At 65.4% G+C, this 19,024-nt stretch carries 14 protein-coding genes; 8 read left to right on the forward strand and 6 right to left on the reverse strand.

The window, feature by feature from the left end; translation table 11 throughout:
* The first annotated feature begins 41 nt into the window (after positions 1–41).
* From AC1DMA_RS19335 to AC1DMA_RS19345, 3 genes are read left to right on the forward strand one after another with little or no spacing between them, the layout of a single operon-like run.
* Positions 42–1,103 (forward strand): ABC transporter permease, encoded by a 1,062-nt coding sequence (locus tag AC1DMA_RS19335; protein WP_478145242.1) that lies wholly within the window; start codon positions 42–44, stop codon positions 1,101–1,103.
* Positions 1,100–2,134: a galactofuranose ABC transporter, permease protein YjfF gene (yjfF, locus tag AC1DMA_RS19340; protein WP_478145243.1), complete on the forward strand. Its 1,035-nt coding sequence runs from the start codon at positions 1,100–1,102 to the stop codon at positions 2,132–2,134. Before AC1DMA_RS19335 ends, yjfF begins: the two co-directional genes overlap by 4 nt.
* Positions 2,135–2,166: 32 nt before the next feature.
* Positions 2,167–3,903, forward strand: coding sequence for an IlvD/Edd family dehydratase (locus tag AC1DMA_RS19345; RefSeq protein WP_478125326.1), 1,737 nt, complete (start codon positions 2,167–2,169; stop codon positions 3,901–3,903).
* 10 nt (positions 3,904–3,913) lie between these two features.
* Here the strand turns inward: AC1DMA_RS19345 and AC1DMA_RS19350 are convergent, their stop codons facing one another.
* The 5 genes from AC1DMA_RS19350 to AC1DMA_RS19370 all read right to left on the reverse strand — a co-directional run bounded on the left by AC1DMA_RS19350 (position 3,914) and on the right by AC1DMA_RS19370 (position 11,282).
* The gene (locus AC1DMA_RS19350) at positions 3,914–5,437 is read right to left on the reverse strand and encodes a CYTH and CHAD domain-containing protein (RefSeq protein ID WP_478145244.1); all 1,524 of its coding nucleotides are present in this window, start codon (positions 5,435–5,437) and stop codon (positions 3,914–3,916) included.
* Between the two features lie 30 nt (positions 5,438–5,467).
* A complete protein-coding gene (locus tag AC1DMA_RS19355; RefSeq protein WP_478125328.1) occupies positions 5,468–5,719 on the reverse strand; it encodes a hypothetical protein in 252 nt (83 codons plus the stop codon).
* A 112-nt stretch (positions 5,720–5,831) separates the two neighbouring features.
* Positions 5,832–6,209 (reverse strand): hypothetical protein, encoded by a 378-nt coding sequence (locus tag AC1DMA_RS19360; protein ID WP_478145245.1) that lies wholly within the window; start codon positions 6,207–6,209, stop codon positions 5,832–5,834.
* Between the two features lie 128 nt (positions 6,210–6,337).
* Entirely contained in the window at positions 6,338–8,905 is a 2,568-nt protein-coding gene (cphA, locus tag AC1DMA_RS19365; RefSeq protein WP_478145246.1) for a cyanophycin synthetase, read from the reverse strand.
* Positions 8,906–9,041: 136 nt separating this feature from the next.
* A complete protein-coding gene (locus AC1DMA_RS19370) occupies positions 9,042–11,282 on the reverse strand; it encodes a cyanophycin synthetase (protein WP_478145247.1) in 2,241 nt (746 codons plus the stop codon).
* A 127-nt stretch (positions 11,283–11,409) separates the two neighbouring features.
* On the opposite strand from AC1DMA_RS19370, the gene AC1DMA_RS19375 reads away from it, so the two are divergent.
* From AC1DMA_RS19375 to queC, 3 genes are read left to right on the forward strand one after another with little or no spacing between them, the layout of a single operon-like run.
* Positions 11,410–13,686, forward strand: coding sequence for a cyanophycin metabolism-associated ABC transporter (locus AC1DMA_RS19375; RefSeq protein ID WP_478145248.1), 2,277 nt, complete (start codon positions 11,410–11,412; stop codon positions 13,684–13,686).
* Complete coding sequence (locus AC1DMA_RS19380) at positions 13,683–14,150, forward strand: cyanophycin metabolism-associated DUF1854 family protein (protein WP_478145249.1); 468 nt, start codon at positions 13,683–13,685, stop codon at positions 14,148–14,150. The genes AC1DMA_RS19375 and AC1DMA_RS19380 overlap by 4 nt, the downstream gene beginning before the upstream one ends.
* A 10-nt stretch (positions 14,151–14,160) precedes the next feature.
* Entirely contained in the window at positions 14,161–14,862 is a 702-nt protein-coding gene (gene queC, locus AC1DMA_RS19385) for a 7-cyano-7-deazaguanine synthase QueC (protein ID WP_478125334.1), read from the forward strand.
* Here queC and AC1DMA_RS19390 read toward each other — a convergent pair.
* On the reverse strand, positions 14,841–16,613 hold the full coding sequence (locus AC1DMA_RS19390) for an ABC transporter ATP-binding protein/permease (RefSeq protein ID WP_478145396.1): 1,773 nt from the start codon (positions 16,611–16,613) through the stop codon (positions 14,841–14,843). The two genes, queC and AC1DMA_RS19390, sit on opposite strands and share 22 nt — an antisense overlap.
* A 239-nt stretch (positions 16,614–16,852) precedes the next feature.
* Here AC1DMA_RS19390 and AC1DMA_RS19395 point away from each other — a divergent pair, with 239 nt between their 5' ends.
* The gene (locus tag AC1DMA_RS19395; RefSeq protein WP_478145250.1) at positions 16,853–17,887 is read left to right on the forward strand and encodes a putative 2-aminoethylphosphonate ABC transporter substrate-binding protein; all 1,035 of its coding nucleotides are present in this window, start codon (positions 16,853–16,855) and stop codon (positions 17,885–17,887) included.
* Positions 17,884–18,948, forward strand: coding sequence for an ATP-binding cassette domain-containing protein (locus AC1DMA_RS19400; protein WP_478145251.1), 1,065 nt, complete (start codon positions 17,884–17,886; stop codon positions 18,946–18,948). The genes AC1DMA_RS19395 and AC1DMA_RS19400 overlap by 4 nt, the downstream gene beginning before the upstream one ends.
* Positions 18,949–19,024: the final 76 nt, after the last annotated feature.

A 19,024-nucleotide genomic window follows, 5' to 3' on the forward strand; every position in this document is an offset into this window, starting at 1 on the left:
GTTTCTGAGAAGGGATCGATGGTGGATCTGATATGAGTGATATGGGGTCGGCTTCTATGGTTTCGCGGGCGTTTCGGCATCGGTTGGCTTGGCCGTTGGTCACGCTGCTGATATTGCTGGGGATCAATGCTGTCTTCAATCCGAGCTTCTTGCATCTGGAGGTGCGGGGCGGGCATCTTTATGGGAGCTTGATCGACATTCTCAATCGGGCGGCGCCGCTGGTGCTGGTTGCGCTGGGTATGACGCTGGTGATCGCGACACGGGGGATCGATATTTCGGTGGGCGCGGTGGTGGCTATCGCGGCGGCGCTGGCGGCGTGGATGATCGGCGGGTCGCTGGTGGTCAACAACGGGGCGGCGGCGGAGGTGAGCCGGTTTCCGATGTGGCTGGCGATCGTGGCGGCGCTTGGGGCGGCCCTGGTGTGCGGATTGTGGAACGGGCTGCTGGTCGCGCGGGTTGGCATGCAGCCGATCATTGCGACGCTGATCCTGATGGTGGCGGGGCGCGGCATCGCGCAGCTGATCACGGGTGGGCAGATCATCACGATCTACTACGCGCCGTTTTTCTTTATCGGCAGCGGCTATCTGTTCGGGTTGCCGTTTTCTGTCTATGTTGCGGCGGCGGTGTTCGCGCTGGTGTACTTCGCGATCACGCAGAGCGCGCTGGGGCTCTTCGTTCAGTCGGTGGGCATCAACCCGAACGCGGCGCGTGTGGCGGGCGTGCGGGCGCGCCGGATCATCGTGGGTGCCTACATGTTCTGCGCGTTTTGCGCGGGCGTGGCGGGCTTGCTGATTAGCTCGAACGTCAAGAGCGCGGATGGCAACAACGCGGGACAGTTGCTGGAGCTCGATGCGATCCTGGCTGTGACGCTTGGCGGCACGGCACTGACGGGCGGGCGCTTCAGCTTGGTGGGCAGCGTGATCGGCGCGTTGATCATCCAGACGCTGACCTACGGCATCTATTCGCTCGGCGTGCCGCCTGAGATCAACCTGGTGGTGAAGGCGGCGGTGGTTTTCGTGGTGATGCTGGTGCAGTCGGCCGAGTTCCGCGCGAGCATTCGCCAGCTGGTGCAGCGGCCACCACGTGTGAGGGGTCAAGCATGAGCGCGGTGGTGCCTGAATCGAGCGCGCACGCGCCTGGAGTGCCTGCGCCGGCTTCGCGTCCGCGCAGGGGACTCAACCCGAAGTACCTGCCGCTGGCCGCGACCATCTCGCTGTTCGTGCTGGTCGCGACGCTGGGTTCGATCTTCTACAACGGCTTCTTCTCGGCCCAGGTTTTCCTGAACCTGCTGATCGACAATGCGTTCTTGTGCATCGTCGCGGTGGGGATGACCTTCGTGATCTTGTCAGGGGGCATCGACCTTTCGGTAGGCTCGGTGATCGCATTGACGACGATGGTCTCCGCCTCGCTGGTCGAAAAGCACGGCTGGAGCCCCGCAGTGGTCATTCCGCTGGTGCTCGCCATGGGCACGCTGTTCGGCGCTTTCATGGGGGTGCTGATCGAACGCTTCCGGCTGCAGCCTTTTATCGTGACGCTGGCCGGAATGTTTCTCGCACGCGGGCTTTGCTATCTGATCAGCATCGATTCGATCAGCATCACCAACGAGGTCTACTCCGAAATCTCGCAATGGCGCCTTCCGGTGTGGGGCACGGCGTCGATCTCGCTCAGCGGGTTGATCGCACTCGCGATGGTCGCGATCGCGGTCTTCATCGCGCACTACACGCCCTTCGGCCGCACGGTGTATGCGATTGGCGGCAACGAACAATCGGCGGTGCTGATGGGCCTGCCCGTTCGCTCGACGGTGATCGGCGTCTACACGTTCTCCGGTTTCTGCTCTGCGTTGGGTGGCGTTGTGTTCACGTTCTACATGCTCTCAGGCTATGGGCTGCACGCGGTCGGGCTCGAACTGGATGCCATCGCGGCGGTGGTGATCGGCGGCACGCTTCTCACCGGCGGTGTCGGCTATGTGATTGGCACGCTCTTCGGCGTGCTGATGCTGGGCGTCATCCAGACGCTCATTTCCTTCGACGGCACGCTGAGTTCCTGGTGGACTCGCATCGTGGTCGGCGTATTGCTCTTTGTCTTCTGCCTGCTGCAGCGCCTGTTCTCGGCGCGTGCGGCAGAGCGCCCCTAGTCCTCACCGCCAGTCATCACCGAAATCCCCGCATGTCCGACACACCCAAGAAACTGCGATCGACCGAATGGTTCGGGTCGGCCGACAAGAATGGCTTCATGTACCGAAGCTGGATGAAGAACCAGGGCATCCCCGATCACGAATTCGATGGACGCCCGATCATCGGCATCTGCAATACGTGGTCTGAGCTCACGCCCTGCAACGCGCACTTCCGCAAGATCGCCGAACACGTGAAGCGTGGCATTTCGGAGGCGGGCGGATTTCCGGTGGAGTTCCCAGTGTTCTCCAATGGCGAGTCCAATCTGCGCCCGACCGCCATGCTGACGCGCAACCTCGCGAGCATGGACGTCGAGGAAGCCATCCGCGGCAATCCGATCGACGCCGTCGTGCTGCTCACGGGCTGCGACAAAACCACGCCGGCGCTGCTGATGGGTGCAGCGAGTTGCGACATTCCCGCGATCGTCGTCACCGGCGGGCCGATGCTCAACGGCAAGCTCGAAGGTCGCGACATCGGCTCTGGAACCGCCGTGTGGCAGTTGCACGAGGCGATGAAGGCTGGCGAAATCGACGTGCATCAGTTTCTCTCGGCCGAAGCGGGCATGTCGCGTTCGGCAGGCACCTGCAACACGATGGGCACGGCTTCGACGATGGCCTGCATGGCCGAGTCGCTGGGCGTCTCGTTGCCGCACAACGCTGCCATCCCGGCAGTGGATGCGCGCCGCTATGTGCTCGCGCAGATGTCGGGCATGCGGGCTGTCGAAATGGCGCGCGAAGGGCTGACGCTGTCGAAGATCCTCACGCGCGAAGCTTTCGAGAACGCGATTCGCACCAATGCCGCCATCGGCGGCTCGACCAATGCCGTGATTCACCTGAAGGCGATCGCCGGGCGCATCGGTGTTGCGCTCGAACTCGAAGACTGGACGCGCATCGGCCGCGGCACGCCCACGCTCGTGGATCTGATGCCCTCCGGGCGCTTCCTGATGGAAGAGTTCTATTACGCGGGCGGTCTTCCGGCTGTCTTGCGCAGGCTCGGCGAAAACGGCTTGCTGCCGCATCCCGATGCGCTCACGGTCAATGGCCGGTCGCTGTGGGACAACGTGCGCGACGCGCCGAGCTACAACGACGAGGTGATCCGCCCGCTGGACAAGCCGCTCATCGAAGACGGCGGCATCTGCATCCTGCGCGGCAACCTGTCACCGCGCGGTGCGGTGCTGAAGCCTTCCGCTGCTTCGCCCGAACTGCTCAAGCATCGCGGCAGAGCGGTGGTGTTCGAGGACTTCGACCACTACAAGACGCGCATCGCCGACGAATCGCTCGACGTGGATGCGAGCTCGGTGCTGGTCATGAAGAACTGCGGTCCCAAGGGCTATCCGGGCATGGCCGAGGTCGGCAACATGGGCTTGCCGCCGAAGCTGTTGCGCGCGGGCATCAAGGACATGGTGCGGATTTCGGATGCGCGCATGAGCGGCACCGCGTACGGCACGGTGGTGCTGCACGTCGCACCTGAAGCGGCCGACGGCGGCCCGCTGGCTGCCGTGCGCGATGGCGACTGGATCGAGCTCGACTGCGAACAGGGCCGCTTGCACCTGGACATCAGCGATGCCGAACTGGCCGATCGTCTCGCGACCATCGCGCGTACGCCAGTCGTCGCCAAGGGCGGCGGCTATCAGCGGCTTTATGTAGATCACGTGCTGCAAGCGGACGAGGGCTGCGATTTCGATTTCCTGGTGGGCTGTCGCGGTGCCGCGGTGCCCAGGCACTCGCATTGACGTTGAAGCGTCAGCGCTTCGACGCCTTCCAGAATGGCCGTGCATCGGCCAACTTGTCGAGCGCCTTGCGGCACTCGGAGGCACTGGCAGGCTGTTGCGCGCTGAGCCAACCGACCGCGAACCACGCCTGCCCGTCGTGACTGGCGTTGTCGCGGTAGGCGGCAATGGCGACGGTGTTGTCGTTGTGTTCGCCCAGCGCGTCTTGTGCGGGCTCGAGCTGCTCGAGATAGCGCTTCGCGCGGCGCGCGCCGAACAGCGGCGCCACGAACTCACCCAGGTAGCGCAGCCGCTTGAGCCGCTTGCGCACACGATGCTGGGCGGCAGGCTCCAGCTCTTCGAAGCGGCGGCCGTCGCGCGTCACCTGCCGGTGCAGTTTGGAGAGCCGCTTGCGCAGCACCTTGCGCGGTGGGCCGGTTTCTTCGCGCGCGGGGTGCTCGCTCTCGACCTCGTCCGTGGGTTCGACCGGCAGCGATGCCGCAATCAGTTCCATCAGCACGGACTGAAATGCCGCCGCCCGGACCACTTCGGAAGGATCGGGAAGATCGGCGGCGCTGACTGAGCCATCGACTGGCGGCGCACCGACGCCTTCGAGCTTCGGCTGCACGATGTGAACAAGGTGATCGCGATCACGGCGCCGTCCGAGCGCCTGAAAGGCATCTGTCAGCGCGGGGTCCCATTCGGGGCTGATGGCAGGCGCCAGTGCCGCCATTTCGCGCAGCGCAGTGCGCAATCGGCGAATGCCGACTCGCAACTGATGCACGTGCTCGGCGTCAGTGCTGCCGGCGGCGACTTCGCTCGCATTGGGGAGGATTTGCGCCAGGCAAGCCTTGAGCACCGTGCGGAAGACTTCGGGCCCGTCCTGATCCTTGTGCAGTTCAGGGGGGCGCGCCTTGACCGCATCGCCGAAGGGCCTGCCTTGCGCCAGCCGCTGGCCGCGCTCGGATTTGGACACGGTGTCGAGCCAGAGCGCGTAGCGGTTGCGCCAGCGCTGGGCGAGTTCGAGCATGGATCTTGGACTGCCGCCCATGAGCTCGAATTCGAGTTCGCACAGCGCGTGCGCATGCTCGCCTGAACGCACTTCGCCGCTGTCGAAGGCGAGTTCGACCAGCGCGTCTCCGGTCCGCATTTCGCGCAGCGTGCGGCGGACATCCGTGCCGTACAGGGGAACGAGTTCGACCGTCGCCGGGTCATGGCCGGCCTCGCGGCAGGCTTCGCGAATCAGATCGCCGACGGGCGTGCCGTCATGCCGATCGATGCGGGGAAGGGGGACGTCGCGTGCGCCGGCCGGAGGAAGATCCACGTTGTCTTCATGGCGCTCCAGCAAGCTGTCGGTAGGGGCCTTGGCGGTCTGGCGCCATGCCTGGCCCTCCTTGCGGAGGCGCAACACCAGCCGCTGCGCAGCCAGGGCGCCATCGGCGGTGTCGAAATAGCGGGCGCGCAGCCGCTCGACGTGCGAGCGGCCGCGGGCCACCGCCGCTTCGACCGCCGCCCGGTGCTGCGTGTCGACCTGGAACTTGAGTTCGAACTCGGTCACGGGTCGTTCGCTGCCGCCGGCACGCCGCTGTCAGCCCGGCAACTCGCTGACCTGGAGGGACAGATCGAACAGCTTGGACTTGCTCGCGTAATAGCGGTCCAGCCGCCATTCCTTGAGGATGTCCATCGCGATCTGAAAGCTCTTGTAGTCGAGTTCATACAGCGTGACGAGTTCGAAGCTGTGCTCCGATTCGAGTGCCAGTACCAGACGGGCCAGGATCTTTGCCGACTCATTGGTCGGGTCGGTCTCGATGAATCGACGGGCGACCTTGATGGCGTTCATGGGGAAGTTTTCCTCTTAAAAACTAGCCCATGACTATATCCAGCGCAGTCGCGCCCAATGTGACAGTCGAGTGACGGCGTAGGTCTTTGGTTTGAGTCCTACGACCGCCGCTTCATTGCGCCGGGACGAGTGTTTCGGTCGACCGGATCACGCCGCCACCCAGCACGCTGCCGGTGATGGTGGTGGAACCGCTGCCCGTGACCCGCGCCTCGCAGGCGGCGCGGTCCGAAGGGGGCTGCCGGCTGCAGCGGGCCAGGGCGTTCTGCCGCAGGGTTGCGTCATCGACCTTCGGGAAGCCGCCTCTGCGCGCTGTCTCGGCCGCTGCACCCCTTTCGCGCAGGCAAGCCTGCTTGTTCTGGTGCACGCCATCGCAAGGCAGCGACGAGGCGGACGAAGACATGGAAGACGACTGGGCGAGGACGGACGAGCCGGCAGCAAGGCCACCGGTTGCCACGAGGACTGCGAGACACGTTCGAAAGGCGTTCTTCATGGGTACTCCTTATGGGAACTTGGAGTATGCGGGGCGAACCGTTCCCGAACCACCCCCCCTCGCCGCGCGTTCGTGTCGGACCAATCCGGCAAGCACTCGGGCAACCTGCTCTCAAGGCGGGCGCCGGCTCAAGCTTCGGCGATACGCTTTGCGAGGTGGGCGAGGGCTTCTTCGACCTGGTCCACGAGGATCAGCGACAGATCGCCCGGCTGCAGGCGTTCCAGCGCCGAATCGATGGCCACGAATTCGCCGCGGATTTCGTCGATGAAGCGCGTGCGCCGCGCGCCTTCGAGCCCTTGCCGGAGCAGCGCCATGACTTCACCGTCGGCCCGTCCGCGCTGCGCCGCATCCTGATAGAGGATGACGTCGTCGAAGGCTTCGCCGAGGATGGCGGTCTGGTCGCGGATGTCGCAATCGCGGCGATCACCTGCACCGCTGATCACGACCGAGCGCTTCTTCGCCGGCATGGTGTCGACGGCAGAGACCAGCGCGCGCATGGCGTCGGTGTTGTGGCCGTAGTCGGCAATGACGGTCGCACCGCGATAGTCCATCACGTTGAAGCGGCCCGGCACACCGGCGGCGTCGTTCTTGAAGCTGGCAAGCCCGCTGCGGATCGCATCCCAGTCCAGGCCCACGGCCCAGGCCGCCGCGATGGCGGCCATCACGTTGTCGACCTGGAAGCCGATGGTGCCGTTGCGCGTGATCTGCACGTCGCGCAGCGGAATGCGTTCGCGCCACGAGCCCTCTGCCGCGATCACGGCGTCCTGGTCCACATAAACCGTGCGCTTGCCTTGCGCGCGGTGCGTGGCCATCACCGGATGCTGCCGGTCGGCGGTAAAGAAGATCACGCTGCCAGGGCAACTCGCGGCCATCGCAGCGACGTTCGGGTCGGCTGCGTTGAGCACGCCATAGCCGGTGGGCGCCACGTTGCGCACGATCACGCGCTTGAGCACGGCGAGGTCTTCCACTGTGGTGATGTAGTTGAGGCCGAGGTGGTCGCCGCTGCCGATGTTGGTGACGACTGCCACCTGGCAGCGATCGAATCCGAGGCCTTCGCGCAGGATGCCGCCACGCGCCACTTCGAAGACGGCCGCGTCGACGTCCGGATGGAGCAGCACGTTGCGCGCGCTCTTCGGGCCGCTGCAATCGCCGCTGTCGGTCTGGCGCCCGTCGACGTAGACGCCGTCGGTGTTGGTCATGCCGGTGCGCAGGCCGCTGGCGGCGAGCAGGTGGTTGATCAGCCTTGCGGTCGTCGTCTTGCCATTGGTGCCGGTCACGGCCACCACCGGGATGCGGCCGTCGTCGCCATGGGCGAAGAGCGTGTCCATCACCGCTTCGCCCACCGCGCGGCCGCGGCCGAACGAGGGCGAGATGTGCATGCGAAGCCCGGGCGCGGCATTGACTTCGACCACGCCGCCGTGCTGTTCTTCGAGCGGGCGCAGCACGTTCTCGCAAACCATGTCGACGCCGCAGATGTGCAGCCCGACCATCTGCGCCGCATCGACCGCACGCGCGGCGACTTCGGGGTGCACCGTGTCGGTCACGTCGGTCGCGGTGCCGCCGGTCGAAAGATTGGCGTTGTTGCGCAGGACGACCCGCTGGCCCAGCGTGGGCACGCTGTCGGGCTTCAAGCCCTGTGCTTCGAGGCGGCCGATCGCAATGTCGTCCAGCCGGATCTTCGTGAGCGATGTCGCGTGCCCTTCGCCGCGCCGCGGGTCCTGGTTGACCGCATCGACGAGTTCGCGAACAGTCTTTGCGCCGTCGCCGATCACCTGCGGCGGATCACGGCGGGCCGCGGCCACGAGCCGATCGCCGACCACGAGCAAACGGAAGTCGAAGCCGGGCAGGAATTTCTCGACCATCACCTCGCCATGAACTGCCGCCGATGCATAAGCCGCACCGAGCTGCTCGCGCGTGGTGATGTTGACCGTGACGCCTTTGCCCTGATTGCCGTCCTGCGGCTTGACGACCACCGGCAGCCCGATCTCCTGCGCCGCAGCCCAGCCGTCTTCGGCGTCGGTCACCGGACGGCCGAGCGGAACAGGGACGCCTGCTGCGTTGAGCAGTTGCTTGGTGAGTTCCTTGTCCTGCGCGATGGCTTCGGCGACACCGCTCGTGCTGTCGACTTCAGCGGCCTGGATGCGGCGCTGCTTGGAACCCCAGCCGAACTGCACGAGGCTGCCGCTGGTGAGGCGCCGGTACGGGATGCCCCGGGCCACCGCCGCGTCGACGATGGAGCCGGTGCTCGGTCCGAGGCGCTCGGATTCGTCGAGGTCGCGCAGTTCGGTAATGGCCGCCGTGGCGTCGAAGGCGGCATTGCCTTGCGCGGCATCGATGAGCTCTTTGGCCAACTCCAGTGCGCGGCGGCCGACGGCTTCTTCGCTGTACTGGAAGGTGACCTGGTAGACGCCTTCATCGATGGTGCGCGAGGTGTGGCCGAAATTCACCGCGCAGCCGGCCTGCGCCTGCAGAGCGACTGCGGCGTTTTCCAGCACGTGCGCCAGCGCGAGCGGCTGGCCGAGCACGATCGGATGCAGTTCGCCGATGGTCGGAAAGAGCGCGCGCAGGCGCGGCTCGAATCCGGTGAGGCGCTCGATGGCGTTTTCGTCACCCTTGCAGTTGACGATCGCTTCGATGCAGGTGTGGCGGCTCCAGAGATTGGGGCCGCGCAGTGCGCGGGTGCGTGTGATTTCCATAACTATCTCCCCCCCGTTGCTTGCTCGCTTCGCGTAGCCGCCTCCCCCCTCGAGGGGGCGCAGCGAGCGGCCCGGCGAAGCCGGTTCCGCCGCTGCCGCGCGGCGCTTGAGCGGGCGCGACGCCCGGGGTGTTCATTTAGGCAAATTGAAGTTCGGGTGAAACCAGCGTTTGCGACAGCTGCAACGATGCGAGCGCCGCCTGCAGGTCTGCTTCGAAGGCTTCCGCGCCGGCGCCGATCAGGTTGAGCGGAATGCCCATGGCCCACGCGGCGGCGACTGCGGCGAGCAGGCTTTCCAGGCTGACGCCCGCATGCGTGGCGCGCCAAATGGTGAGCCGGCCGAGCCCGGGCAGGAAAGATTCGCTGGTGCCGTTGGCGAGAACCACGCGGTCCTGCCGAATGACGACGGCCCTGCCGCCATCGGTACGGTGTTTCGTCAGCGCTTCGGCCTGCGGGTCCGCGGCATAAAGAATCACCGCGCCATCGCACAGCGGGGCCAGCCCGGCCACGCGTGGGTCGGCCGCGTTCAGCACGGCGGTGCCTTCGGGCAGCACGACGTCGACCTGCGTGCGCAGCACCTTGACCATCTGGTCACTCTCGGTGATGTCGAATTCGCCGAGCGCGTCCGAGCCGTCCAGGTCCGTCACGATGCCGACTTCGCAGCGGTCATAGGAAAGGCCATCGCGCAGGATGGTTTCGGCGCCGTTTTCGATCACCACGGCCTGCACGGCACGGTTGACCAGCAGACGATGGCCGGCTTGCCAGTTGGCGCTCGTGCGCGCGTCGACCCTGCGCCGATCGAGGAAGAGGCCGTCGCGGCAGGCCAGGCCCGTATGACGGCCGCCGAGGCTGATCAGCCAGGCGACCAGCCGGGACAACACCGCGGTATCGCGCGAGCCGGCCACGCCGACCACAGGGATGCGGCCCGGAGCGTCGTCCGGAAAGAGGTGATCGCAGATCGCGCGGCCCACGGGGCGGGGCGATCCGACGGCCGGCTTCAGGTGCATCAGCAATCCCGGGCCGGCGTTGACTTCGACGATCGCACCGCCCTGCGCCGCGAGCGGCCGGGAGATGTCCTGCGCCACGAGATCGATGCCGGCGATGTCGAGCCCCACCACGCGGGCAGCGAGCACTGCGGCGTGCGCGACTTCAGGATGTACCTGGTCGGTGCAGTCGATCGACATGTTCCCGTTGCGCTGGATCGTGACGACCCGCCCCGATGCAGGCACCGAATTGCCATCGAGCTCCTGGCGCTTGAGTTCGAGCTGCAGCTTGGCATCCGTGTCCAGCACGATCACATCCAGCGGGTATTCCTCTTCCGCGCCACGGCGAGGATCGCTGTTGAGCTGGCTTTCGATGAGCTGGGCCACGGTCGATTCGCCGTCGCCCGTGACTGTGATGATTTCGCCACGCGCGGCGGCGACCACCTGGCCGCCGACCACTAGCAGACGGTGCTCCGACCCGCGGATGAAGCGCTCCACCATCACGTCGCTGCCTTCGGGCTCGGCGACCGCGAAAGCGGCGATGACTTCTTCGCGCGTGTTGAGTTCGAGCGAAACGCCGCGGCCATGATTGGCGTCGGACGGCTTCACGGCCACTGGCAATCCGATGTCTTCGGCCGCTTCCCAGGCTTCCCCGGCGTTGGCGACGACCTGCCCTTCAGGCACCGGCACGCCGCAGCTTGCGAGCAGCGATTTGGTGAGTTCCTTGTCGCTGGCGATTGATTCGCCGATGGCGCTGGTGTAGTCGGTCTCGGCCGTCCAGATGCGCTGCTGGTTCGCGCCGTAGCCGAGCTGGACCAGATTGCCGCTGTTGAGCCGCATGTGCGGAATGCCGCGATCGGTCGCAGCGCCCACGATGCAGGCGGTGCTGGGGCCCAGATAGCAGTCCTCGACCTTGGCCTTGACCGCATCGACGGCGCGTTGCACGTCCGCCGCGTCGAAGGGATCGTGGTTGATCGCTGCCATCAGCAAGCGGTGGCCCTCGGCCAGGGCGACGCGGGCGACTTGCTCATCGCGTGCGCGAAACACCATCCGGTAGACGCCATGCTGCGAGGTGCTGCGCGTCTGGCCGAAGCCTGTCGGCATGCCGGCGAGGTTGAGCAGCTCGATCACCACGTGTTCCAGCACGTGGCCGGCCCAGGTGCCTTCGGTCAGGCGCTGGATGAACCCGCCGCGCTCGCCGACGCCGCAGTGGTGCTCGATCAGCGCCGGCAGCAGCTTGGTGAGACGCTCCGTGAAGCCGGCGATGGTGTTGGACGGATGCTCTTCGAGCGCGCCCAGGTCGAGCCAGACTTCCAGCACGGGGCGGTAGGTCCAGATATTCGGGCCGCGCAAATAGTTGATGCGCAGCAGGCGGATGTCGTCGAAACGGGTCATGAAAACGTTCGATGTGCTTTGGCCGAGCACTGCGGCGCCTTCAAGCGCGCCCATGGCGATCGGTCAGAATCGGCGCCCGGTGAGCGCCAAGAAGGGTCCCGCAGCGGGCCGGAAATACAGAAACACAATGCAACATCACGATCCAGTCGGCACCCCGGAGGGCGAATCAGAGGGGGCTACAGACGCGCTGAAAAACCGGCTCTCAGACGCGGAAAACGTTCTGGCAACTCTTCCGGTTGACCTCGACGGGGAACTTCGGTTTACATCCGGCCTTCTGGCGCTGACGGACCGCCGCCTGCTGATGCGCGACGCGGGCGGCGCCTGGTCCGAATGGCCGCTGCGGGCAGAGGGGCTGGATCTGCACCTGGCCGATCACGCCGGAATCGGGACCCTGGACCTGCAAGACGGCAATGGCCGGCTGGCTCGCTGGCGCTATACCTTGGCCCAGCAGCCGGCGGCGCTGCGGCTGCAGAAGCTTTTCGATCAGCAGGTTTCGGGAGTCGCGCAGGCGACAGGGCCTGCCGCCGAGGCGGACGAAGCGGCGCTGGTCGAACCCGAGTTGCAGACGCCGCCGTCGACCTGGGTGCTGTTGCGGCTCGGCCGATTTGCCAAGCCCTATCGCAAGCAATTGATCACCGGTTTCCTGCTGACGCTGGCCTCGACCGCCGCGACCCTGGTCCCGCCGTACCTGACGATCCCGCTCATGGACGACATCCTGATCCCGTTCCAGAACGGGCAGAAGATTGCCGTGGTCAAGGTGGTGATGTTCCTCGCCGCGCTGCTGGCCGCCGCATTGGTCGGATGGGCACTCGGGTGGGCACGCACTTACCTGTTGGCCCTCGTCTCCGAACGGATCGGCGCCGACCTGCGCACGACCACCTACGAGCACTTGCTGACCTTGCCGCTCGATTACTTCGGCGGCAAGCGTACCGGCGACCTGATGGCCCGGATCGGCTCCGAGACCGATCGCATCAACGTTTTCCTGTCGCTGCATGCGCTGGATTTCCTCACCGACGTGCTGATGATCGCGATGACCGCGGTCATCCTGTTCTCGATCAATCCGCTGCTCGCGGTGGTCACGCTGGTCCCGCTGCCTTTCATCGCCTGGATGATCCACGTCGTGCGCGACCGGCTCCGCACCGGCTTCGAAAAGATCGACCGCGTCTGGAGCGAGGTCACCAACGTGCTGGCCGACACCATTCCGGGAATCCGCGTGGTGAAGGCTTTTGCGCAGGAAAAGCGCGAAGCCGACCGCTTTCGGTCGGCCAACATCTACAACCTGCAGGTCAACGACAAGCTCAACAAGACCTGGTCGCTCTTCACGCCGAGCGTGTCGCTCCTGACCGAGATCGGGCTGCTGGTGGTCTGGGGCTTCGGCATCTGGCAGGTGGCGCGGGGCAGCATCACGGTCGGTGTGCTCACGGCTTTCATCGCCTACATCGGCCGGTTCTATACGCGCCTGGATTCGATGAGCCGCATTGTGTCGGTCACGCAAAAAGCCGCCGCCGGCGCCAAGCGCATCTTCGACATCCTCGACCACGTGAGCAACGTTCCGGAGCCGGCCAACCCTGTGAAGATCGAACGCATTCAGGGCCGCATCGAGATGGCGGACCTGGGCTTTCGCTACGGCAGTCGCGCGGTGATCCGCGACCTGAACCTGGTGATCGAACCGGGCGAGATGATCGGCCTCGTCGGCCACAGCGGATCGGGCAAGAGCACGCTGGTCAACCTGATCTGCCGCTTCTACGACGTGACGGACGGAGCCATCAAGGTCGACGGCACGGACATCCGCCGCTTTGCCGTGGCCGACTATCGGCGCCATGTCGGGCTGGTGCTGCAGGAGCCTTTTCTGTTCTTCGGCACCATCGCGCAGAACATCGCCTATGGCAAACCCGATGCGACGCGCGAGGAGATCGTGGCCGCCGCGCGCGCGGCACATGCGCACGATTTCATCCTTCGTCTTGCGCACGGCTACGACTCGCTCGTCGGCGAGCGCGGCCAGGGTTTGTCGGGCGGCGAGCGGCAGCGCATCAGCATTGCGCGTGCGCTGCTGATCGACCCCCGCATCCTCATCCTCGACGAAGCCACGTCGGCGGTCGACACCGAGACCGAGAAGGAAATCCAGAAGGCACTGGACAACCTCGTGAAGGGCCGCACCACCATTGCGATCGCGCACCGGCTTTCCACGCTGCGCAAGGCCGATCGGCTGGTGGTAATGGACCGCGGCGAGATCGTCGAGGTCGGACCGCACGACGCACTCATGGAAAAGCAGGGCGCCTATTGGCGGCTCTATCAGGCGCAACTGCGTCAGGCCGACGATGAGAGCGCCGGCGCGGTTGCCGAGCGCACGGCCGTGGCGATGGCCCTGGGCGGTCATGCAGCCCATCCGGCGGGGGACGCATGAACAACGGTTTTGAACTCGAACGCGATCGCTTCGGGCGCCTCGTGCTGATCGACGCCGATGGCGTCCGGCATGTCGGCGTGGTGCCGGTGCGTGCCTTTCCGCTCACCGCGTCGGACGACGGTATTTCGCTGGTCGGGAGCGATGGACGCGAAATCGTCTGGGTCGATCGCATTGCCGATCTGCCTGCGCATTTGCGCACGATGCTGCATGAGGAACTTGCTGCTCGCGACTTCGCGCCGACGCTGCTGAAGCTGCATCGCGTGTCGAGCTTCGGCGTGCCGAGCACGTGGCACGTGAACACGGACCGCGGCGAAACCAGCTTCGTGCTGAAGGCCGAAGAGGACATTCGACGTCTGGAAGGTGGCGCACTGTTGATCGCCAGCGCGCATGGCGTGCAGTTCCGGATTGCAGACGTGAAGTCGCTGGACCGCCACTCGCGCAAGCTGCTCGAACGCTTTCTCTGATTGGATCGTCATGCACACGACCGCACTCGTGCTCTTCTCCGGTGGCCAGGATTCGACGACCTGCCTGGCCGATGCGCTCGACAAATATGAGCGCGTGGAAACCATCGGCTTCGACTACGGGCAGCGTCACCGCATCGAACTGGACGTACGCACCAAGGTGCTTGAACGGCTCTGCGAGACCTTTCCCAACTGGAAGCCGCGCCTCGGCGACGACCACATGCTCTCGGTCGACGTGCTGGGGCAGGTGAGTGCTTCGTCGCTCACGCAGGACATCGCTTTCGAGATGCAGGCCAATGGCCTGCCGAACACCTTCGTTCCCGGGCGCAACCTGCTGTTTCTCACGCTCGCCGGTGCGCTGGCTTACCGGCGAGGCTTGCAGGTGATCGTCACCGGTGTGTGCGAGACCGACTTCTCAGGCTACCCGGACTGCCGCGACGACACGATGAAGGCGATGCAGCTTGCGCTGTCGCTCGGCATGGACCGCCGCTTCGTGATCGAGACGCCGCTCATGTGGATCGACAAGGCCGAGACCTGGTCCATGGCCCATCGGCTGGGCGGTGAGGCGCTCGTGGAGTTGATCGTCGAGGAGACGCACACCTGCTATCTCGGCGACCGCACACACCGCCACGCATGGGGCTATGGCTGCGGCACCTGCCCCGCGTGCGAACTTCGCGCGAGGGGCTGGGAGCGCTACGTCGCTTCGACCCTGTAGCGAGAGGCGGCGCCGTCGGCTTCCGGCACCAGCGTCCAGCGCTTGTCATGGAAGCTGCCGACTGACGCGCGATGCGCGATCGACACCATCGCGCCGCCGGCAGCCCGCACCCCTGCTGCGAGCCGCTTGTAGAGCGTTTCCTCGGCTTCGGCGTCGAGCGCGCTGGTGGCCTCGTCCGCGAAGAGCCATGCCGGCTTGCGCAGCAGCACGCGCGCAATCGCAAGGCGCTGCTGCTCGCCGCCCGATAGCTTCTGGCTCCAAGCATCGCTGTCGTCGAGACGGCCGGCGAGGTCGGGCAGCAAGGCGTCGTTCAACGCTTGCACGAGTTGCGCGTCGGTGTATTCGCTGGCTGCGTGCGGATAGGCGAGCGCATCGCGCAGCCTGCCATTCGGAACGTAGGGGCGTTGCGGGATGAACATTGCATTTGGCGGCATCGAGACCTGTCCGTTCGCGAAAGGCCAGATCCCGGCAAAGGCCCGGAACAGCGTCGACTTGCCGCTGCCCGAAGGGCCCTGCAGCAGAACGCTTTCGCCGGGCTGCACCGAAAGAGCGGCATTGCGGATCAGCGGTGCGCCGTCGGGCAATGCGACGTTGATGCCGGCGGTGCGCAGGCCTTGGCCGGTCTTCGAAGGCGTGCGTTCGAGCGCGCTCTTGCTGTCGGCATGGGCGCGCATGGCGGCTTCGAACGATGTCAGGCGGTCCGCCGTGGCGCGCCAGACGGCGACGCGGTCGTAGTTGTCGACAAACCAGCTGAGCGAATCCTGCACGCGCCCGAATGCCGAATTGACCTGCATCAACTGGCCCAACTGAATTGCGCCGCTGAAGAAGCGCGGCGCCTGCACGATGAAGGCGAAGATCACAGACGCCTGGCTGAATGAAGCCGTGAATGCCACGAGGTTCTTCTGCTTGTTGATCAACTGCAGGTAGTTCTTCAGCACGGCGCCGAAGCGCAGCTTCAGTTGCCCATGCTCGACCTGTTCTCCGCGGTCCAGCGCGATGGCTTCGCTGTATTCGCGCACGCGCACCAGGTGATGCCGGAAGTCGGCCTCGAAGCGCTGCTGCTGGAAGTTGAGGCCGATCAACGGACGGCCGATGTAGTGGGTGATGACAGTGCCGGCGGCGCAGTAGAGCAGCGCAATCCAGACCATCGAGCCCGGAATGGTGACGCTGGTCCCGAACAGGGACAAGCTGGTGACACCGCTCAGACCCCACAGGATGCCGATGAAGCTCACCAGCGTGACCACGGCGTTGAGCAGGCCCATCGACAGCGTCATCGTGTAGTCGGTGAAGATCTGCATGTCTTCCTGGATGCGCTGGTCGGGGTTGTCCGGGGACTGGCCGTCCTGCTGGCCATAGCGCGCGAGTTCGAGGTGGTAGAACGTGTGGTCGGCCATCCAGCGCGCCAGATAGCTGCGCGTCATCCAGGCGCGCCAGCGAAGTTGCAGCAACTGCGTCAGGTAGAACTTGAGGATCGCGATGACGATGTACGCCGCTGCGATCCAGCAAAAGAAGACGATCTCTCGCCAGAAAACCGCCTGGTCCTTGTTCTGCAATGCGTCGTAGAAGCGGGCATACCACTGGTTGTTGAGCACCAGCATGTAGACCACGCCGAGATTGAGCGCAACGATGGCGGCAAGCAGGCCGCGCGCGACCCATTTCTCTTCGGATCGGAAGTAGGGCGCCGCCAGTGCGCCGATGCGCCGCAAGGTGGAGATGATGTTCTTGGAGCCGTCTTGGGAGGTCATTGGCATGAGCTTGAAAGCACGCCCGAACGGCGCGTTGCCTTTCATCGTAGCGCCGGCACGACCTGCAGTCTTAATTGGCGCTGAAACATGTCGGCGGCGTGACGGCCGGTTGGCGGACCGTCACCTTCATGAAGGATTTGACAAACCTCTGTCATATCCGCCTCCGATGATCGGCCGGCCTTTGCGCCGAATGCGCGCCGATGGGCAGCTTGCCTCCATCCATTCACCACCCGAAGAGGAACCTCATGCTTCGTCGCACATTTCAATGGGCCCTGCCGGCCATCTTGCTGACCATCGCCGTCGGCGCGGCCGCGCAAGGCCGTACCGAGCTGCTGGTCTACACGGCGCTCGAAGCGGACCAGGTGCAGGCTTACAAGGCGGCCTTCGAGAAGGACAACCCGAGCATCGAACTGAAATTCGTCCGCGACTCGACGGGCATCGTCACTGCCAAGCTGCTGGCGGAAAAGGCCAATCCGCAGGCCGACGTCGTCTGGGGACTCGCCGCGACATCGCTGATGCTGCTGGACAAGGAAGGCATGCTCCAGCCCTATGCCCCGAAGGGCCTGAGCGCCGTCAAACCGACCATGCGTGACAGCGCCAATCCGCCCAAGTGGGTCGGCATGGACGTGTGGTCGTCCGCGATCTGCTTCAACACGGTCGAAGCGCAGAAGAAGAACTTGCCGAAGCCCACGAGCTGGGCCGACCTCACGAACCCTGTCTACAAGGGCCAGATCACGATGCCGAACCCGGCCGCGTCAGGAACCGGCTACCTGATGGTCTCGGGCTGGATCCAGATGATGGGCGAGCAGAAGGCCTGGCAGTTCATGGACGCCCTGCACCAGAACATCGGCATCTACAGCCAGTCCGGCAGCAAGCCTTGCCGCCAAGCGGGTGCGGGCGAGTTCGCGTTGGGCATGTCCTTCGAATACCGCGCCAACAAGACCAAGCGCGACGGCGCTCCTATCGATATCGTGTTGCCGAAGGAGGGCCTCGGCTGGGACATGGAGGCTACCGGCGTCATGAAGACCACCAAAAAGCCCGAAGCCGCAAAGGCGCTGGCGGACTGGGCCGTGACGAAACAGGCCAACGAGCTCTACGCGAAGAACTTTGCAGTGCTCGCGCTGCCAGGCATTCAGGAAAAGCTGGAATTCGTGCCGGGCGACGTCGAGAAGCTGCTGGCCAAAAACGACTTCGACTGGGCGGCGGCGAATCGCGAGCGCATCCTCGCCGAATGGTCCAGCCGCTATGAATCCAAATCGGAGAAGAAGGCGCCGCAATGACCTTTCTTTCCCTGCGCGGCATTGGCAAGTCGTTCGGCGCCACGCGCGTGCTGGACGGCATCGACCTGGACGTCCAGCCCGGTGAGTTCGTGTGCCTGCTCGGGCCCTCGGGCTGCGGCAAGACGACGCTGCTGCGCATCGTTTGCGGCATCGAGCGCTCGGACGCAGGCAAGCTGCATTTGAATGGGCAGGACATTGGCAACCTGCCGCCGGCGGCGCGCGGCTTCGGCGTGGTGTTCCAGTCGTATGCCTTGTTCCCCAACCTCACGGCGGCGCAGAACATCGCCTATGGCCTGCAGCCCACCGGTGCGCTCGCGCGCGAGATTGCCAAGCGCTCGCGCGAGATGCTCGATCTCGTCGGCCTTGCGGGACACGCCGACAAATACCCCGTGCAGCTTTCGGGCGGCCAGCAGCAGCGTGTGGCTCTGGCGCGTGCGCTCGCGCCGAATCCGCGATTGCTACTCTTGGATGAGCCGCTTTCCGCGCTCGATGCGCAAGTGCGCGCGAGCCTTCGCGGCGAGATCCGCGCACTGCAGAAGCGGCTTGGCGTGGTGACGATCATGGTCACGCACGACCAGGAGGAAGCGCTCTCGATGGCCGACCGTGTCGTGTTGATGCACGACGGCCGCATCGAGCAGGCGGGCACACCCGGCGAGCTCTATCGCCGGCCGCGCACGCGCTTCGTCGCGAGCTTCGTCGGGCGCATGAACATGCTGGCTGCGACTGTGCTGCCCGAAGGCAAGGTGCGCGTGCGCGACAGCGAGCTGCTTTGCGCTTCGGGCGAGGTCGACGTGGGCGCGCAAGCGACGGTCGGCATCCGTCCCGAGGATGTGGTGGTCCGCCGCTTTGGCGACGATGCTGGCCCCAACAGCTTTGCGGCCCGGCTGCTCGGCACCGAATTCTTCGGCCATCGCACTGCGGCGCGTCTGGCCTGCGAACCCCTGGGTATCGAGATCGAGGCGGATATGCCTATGGACCATCGCGCCGCTGATCCGCTGGTGCCCAGCAGCATGGTGCACATCCAGTTGCCGCAGCACGCGTTGTCGGTGCTGGCGCGTTGAGCACGCTCCTCTATCGCCTGGAGCCGTCGCGGCGGCGTGGCGTCTTCGATCGGGACCGCTGGCTGGTCGGCGTTGC

Source organism: Variovorax sp. 05N34, from assembly GCF_056397405.1.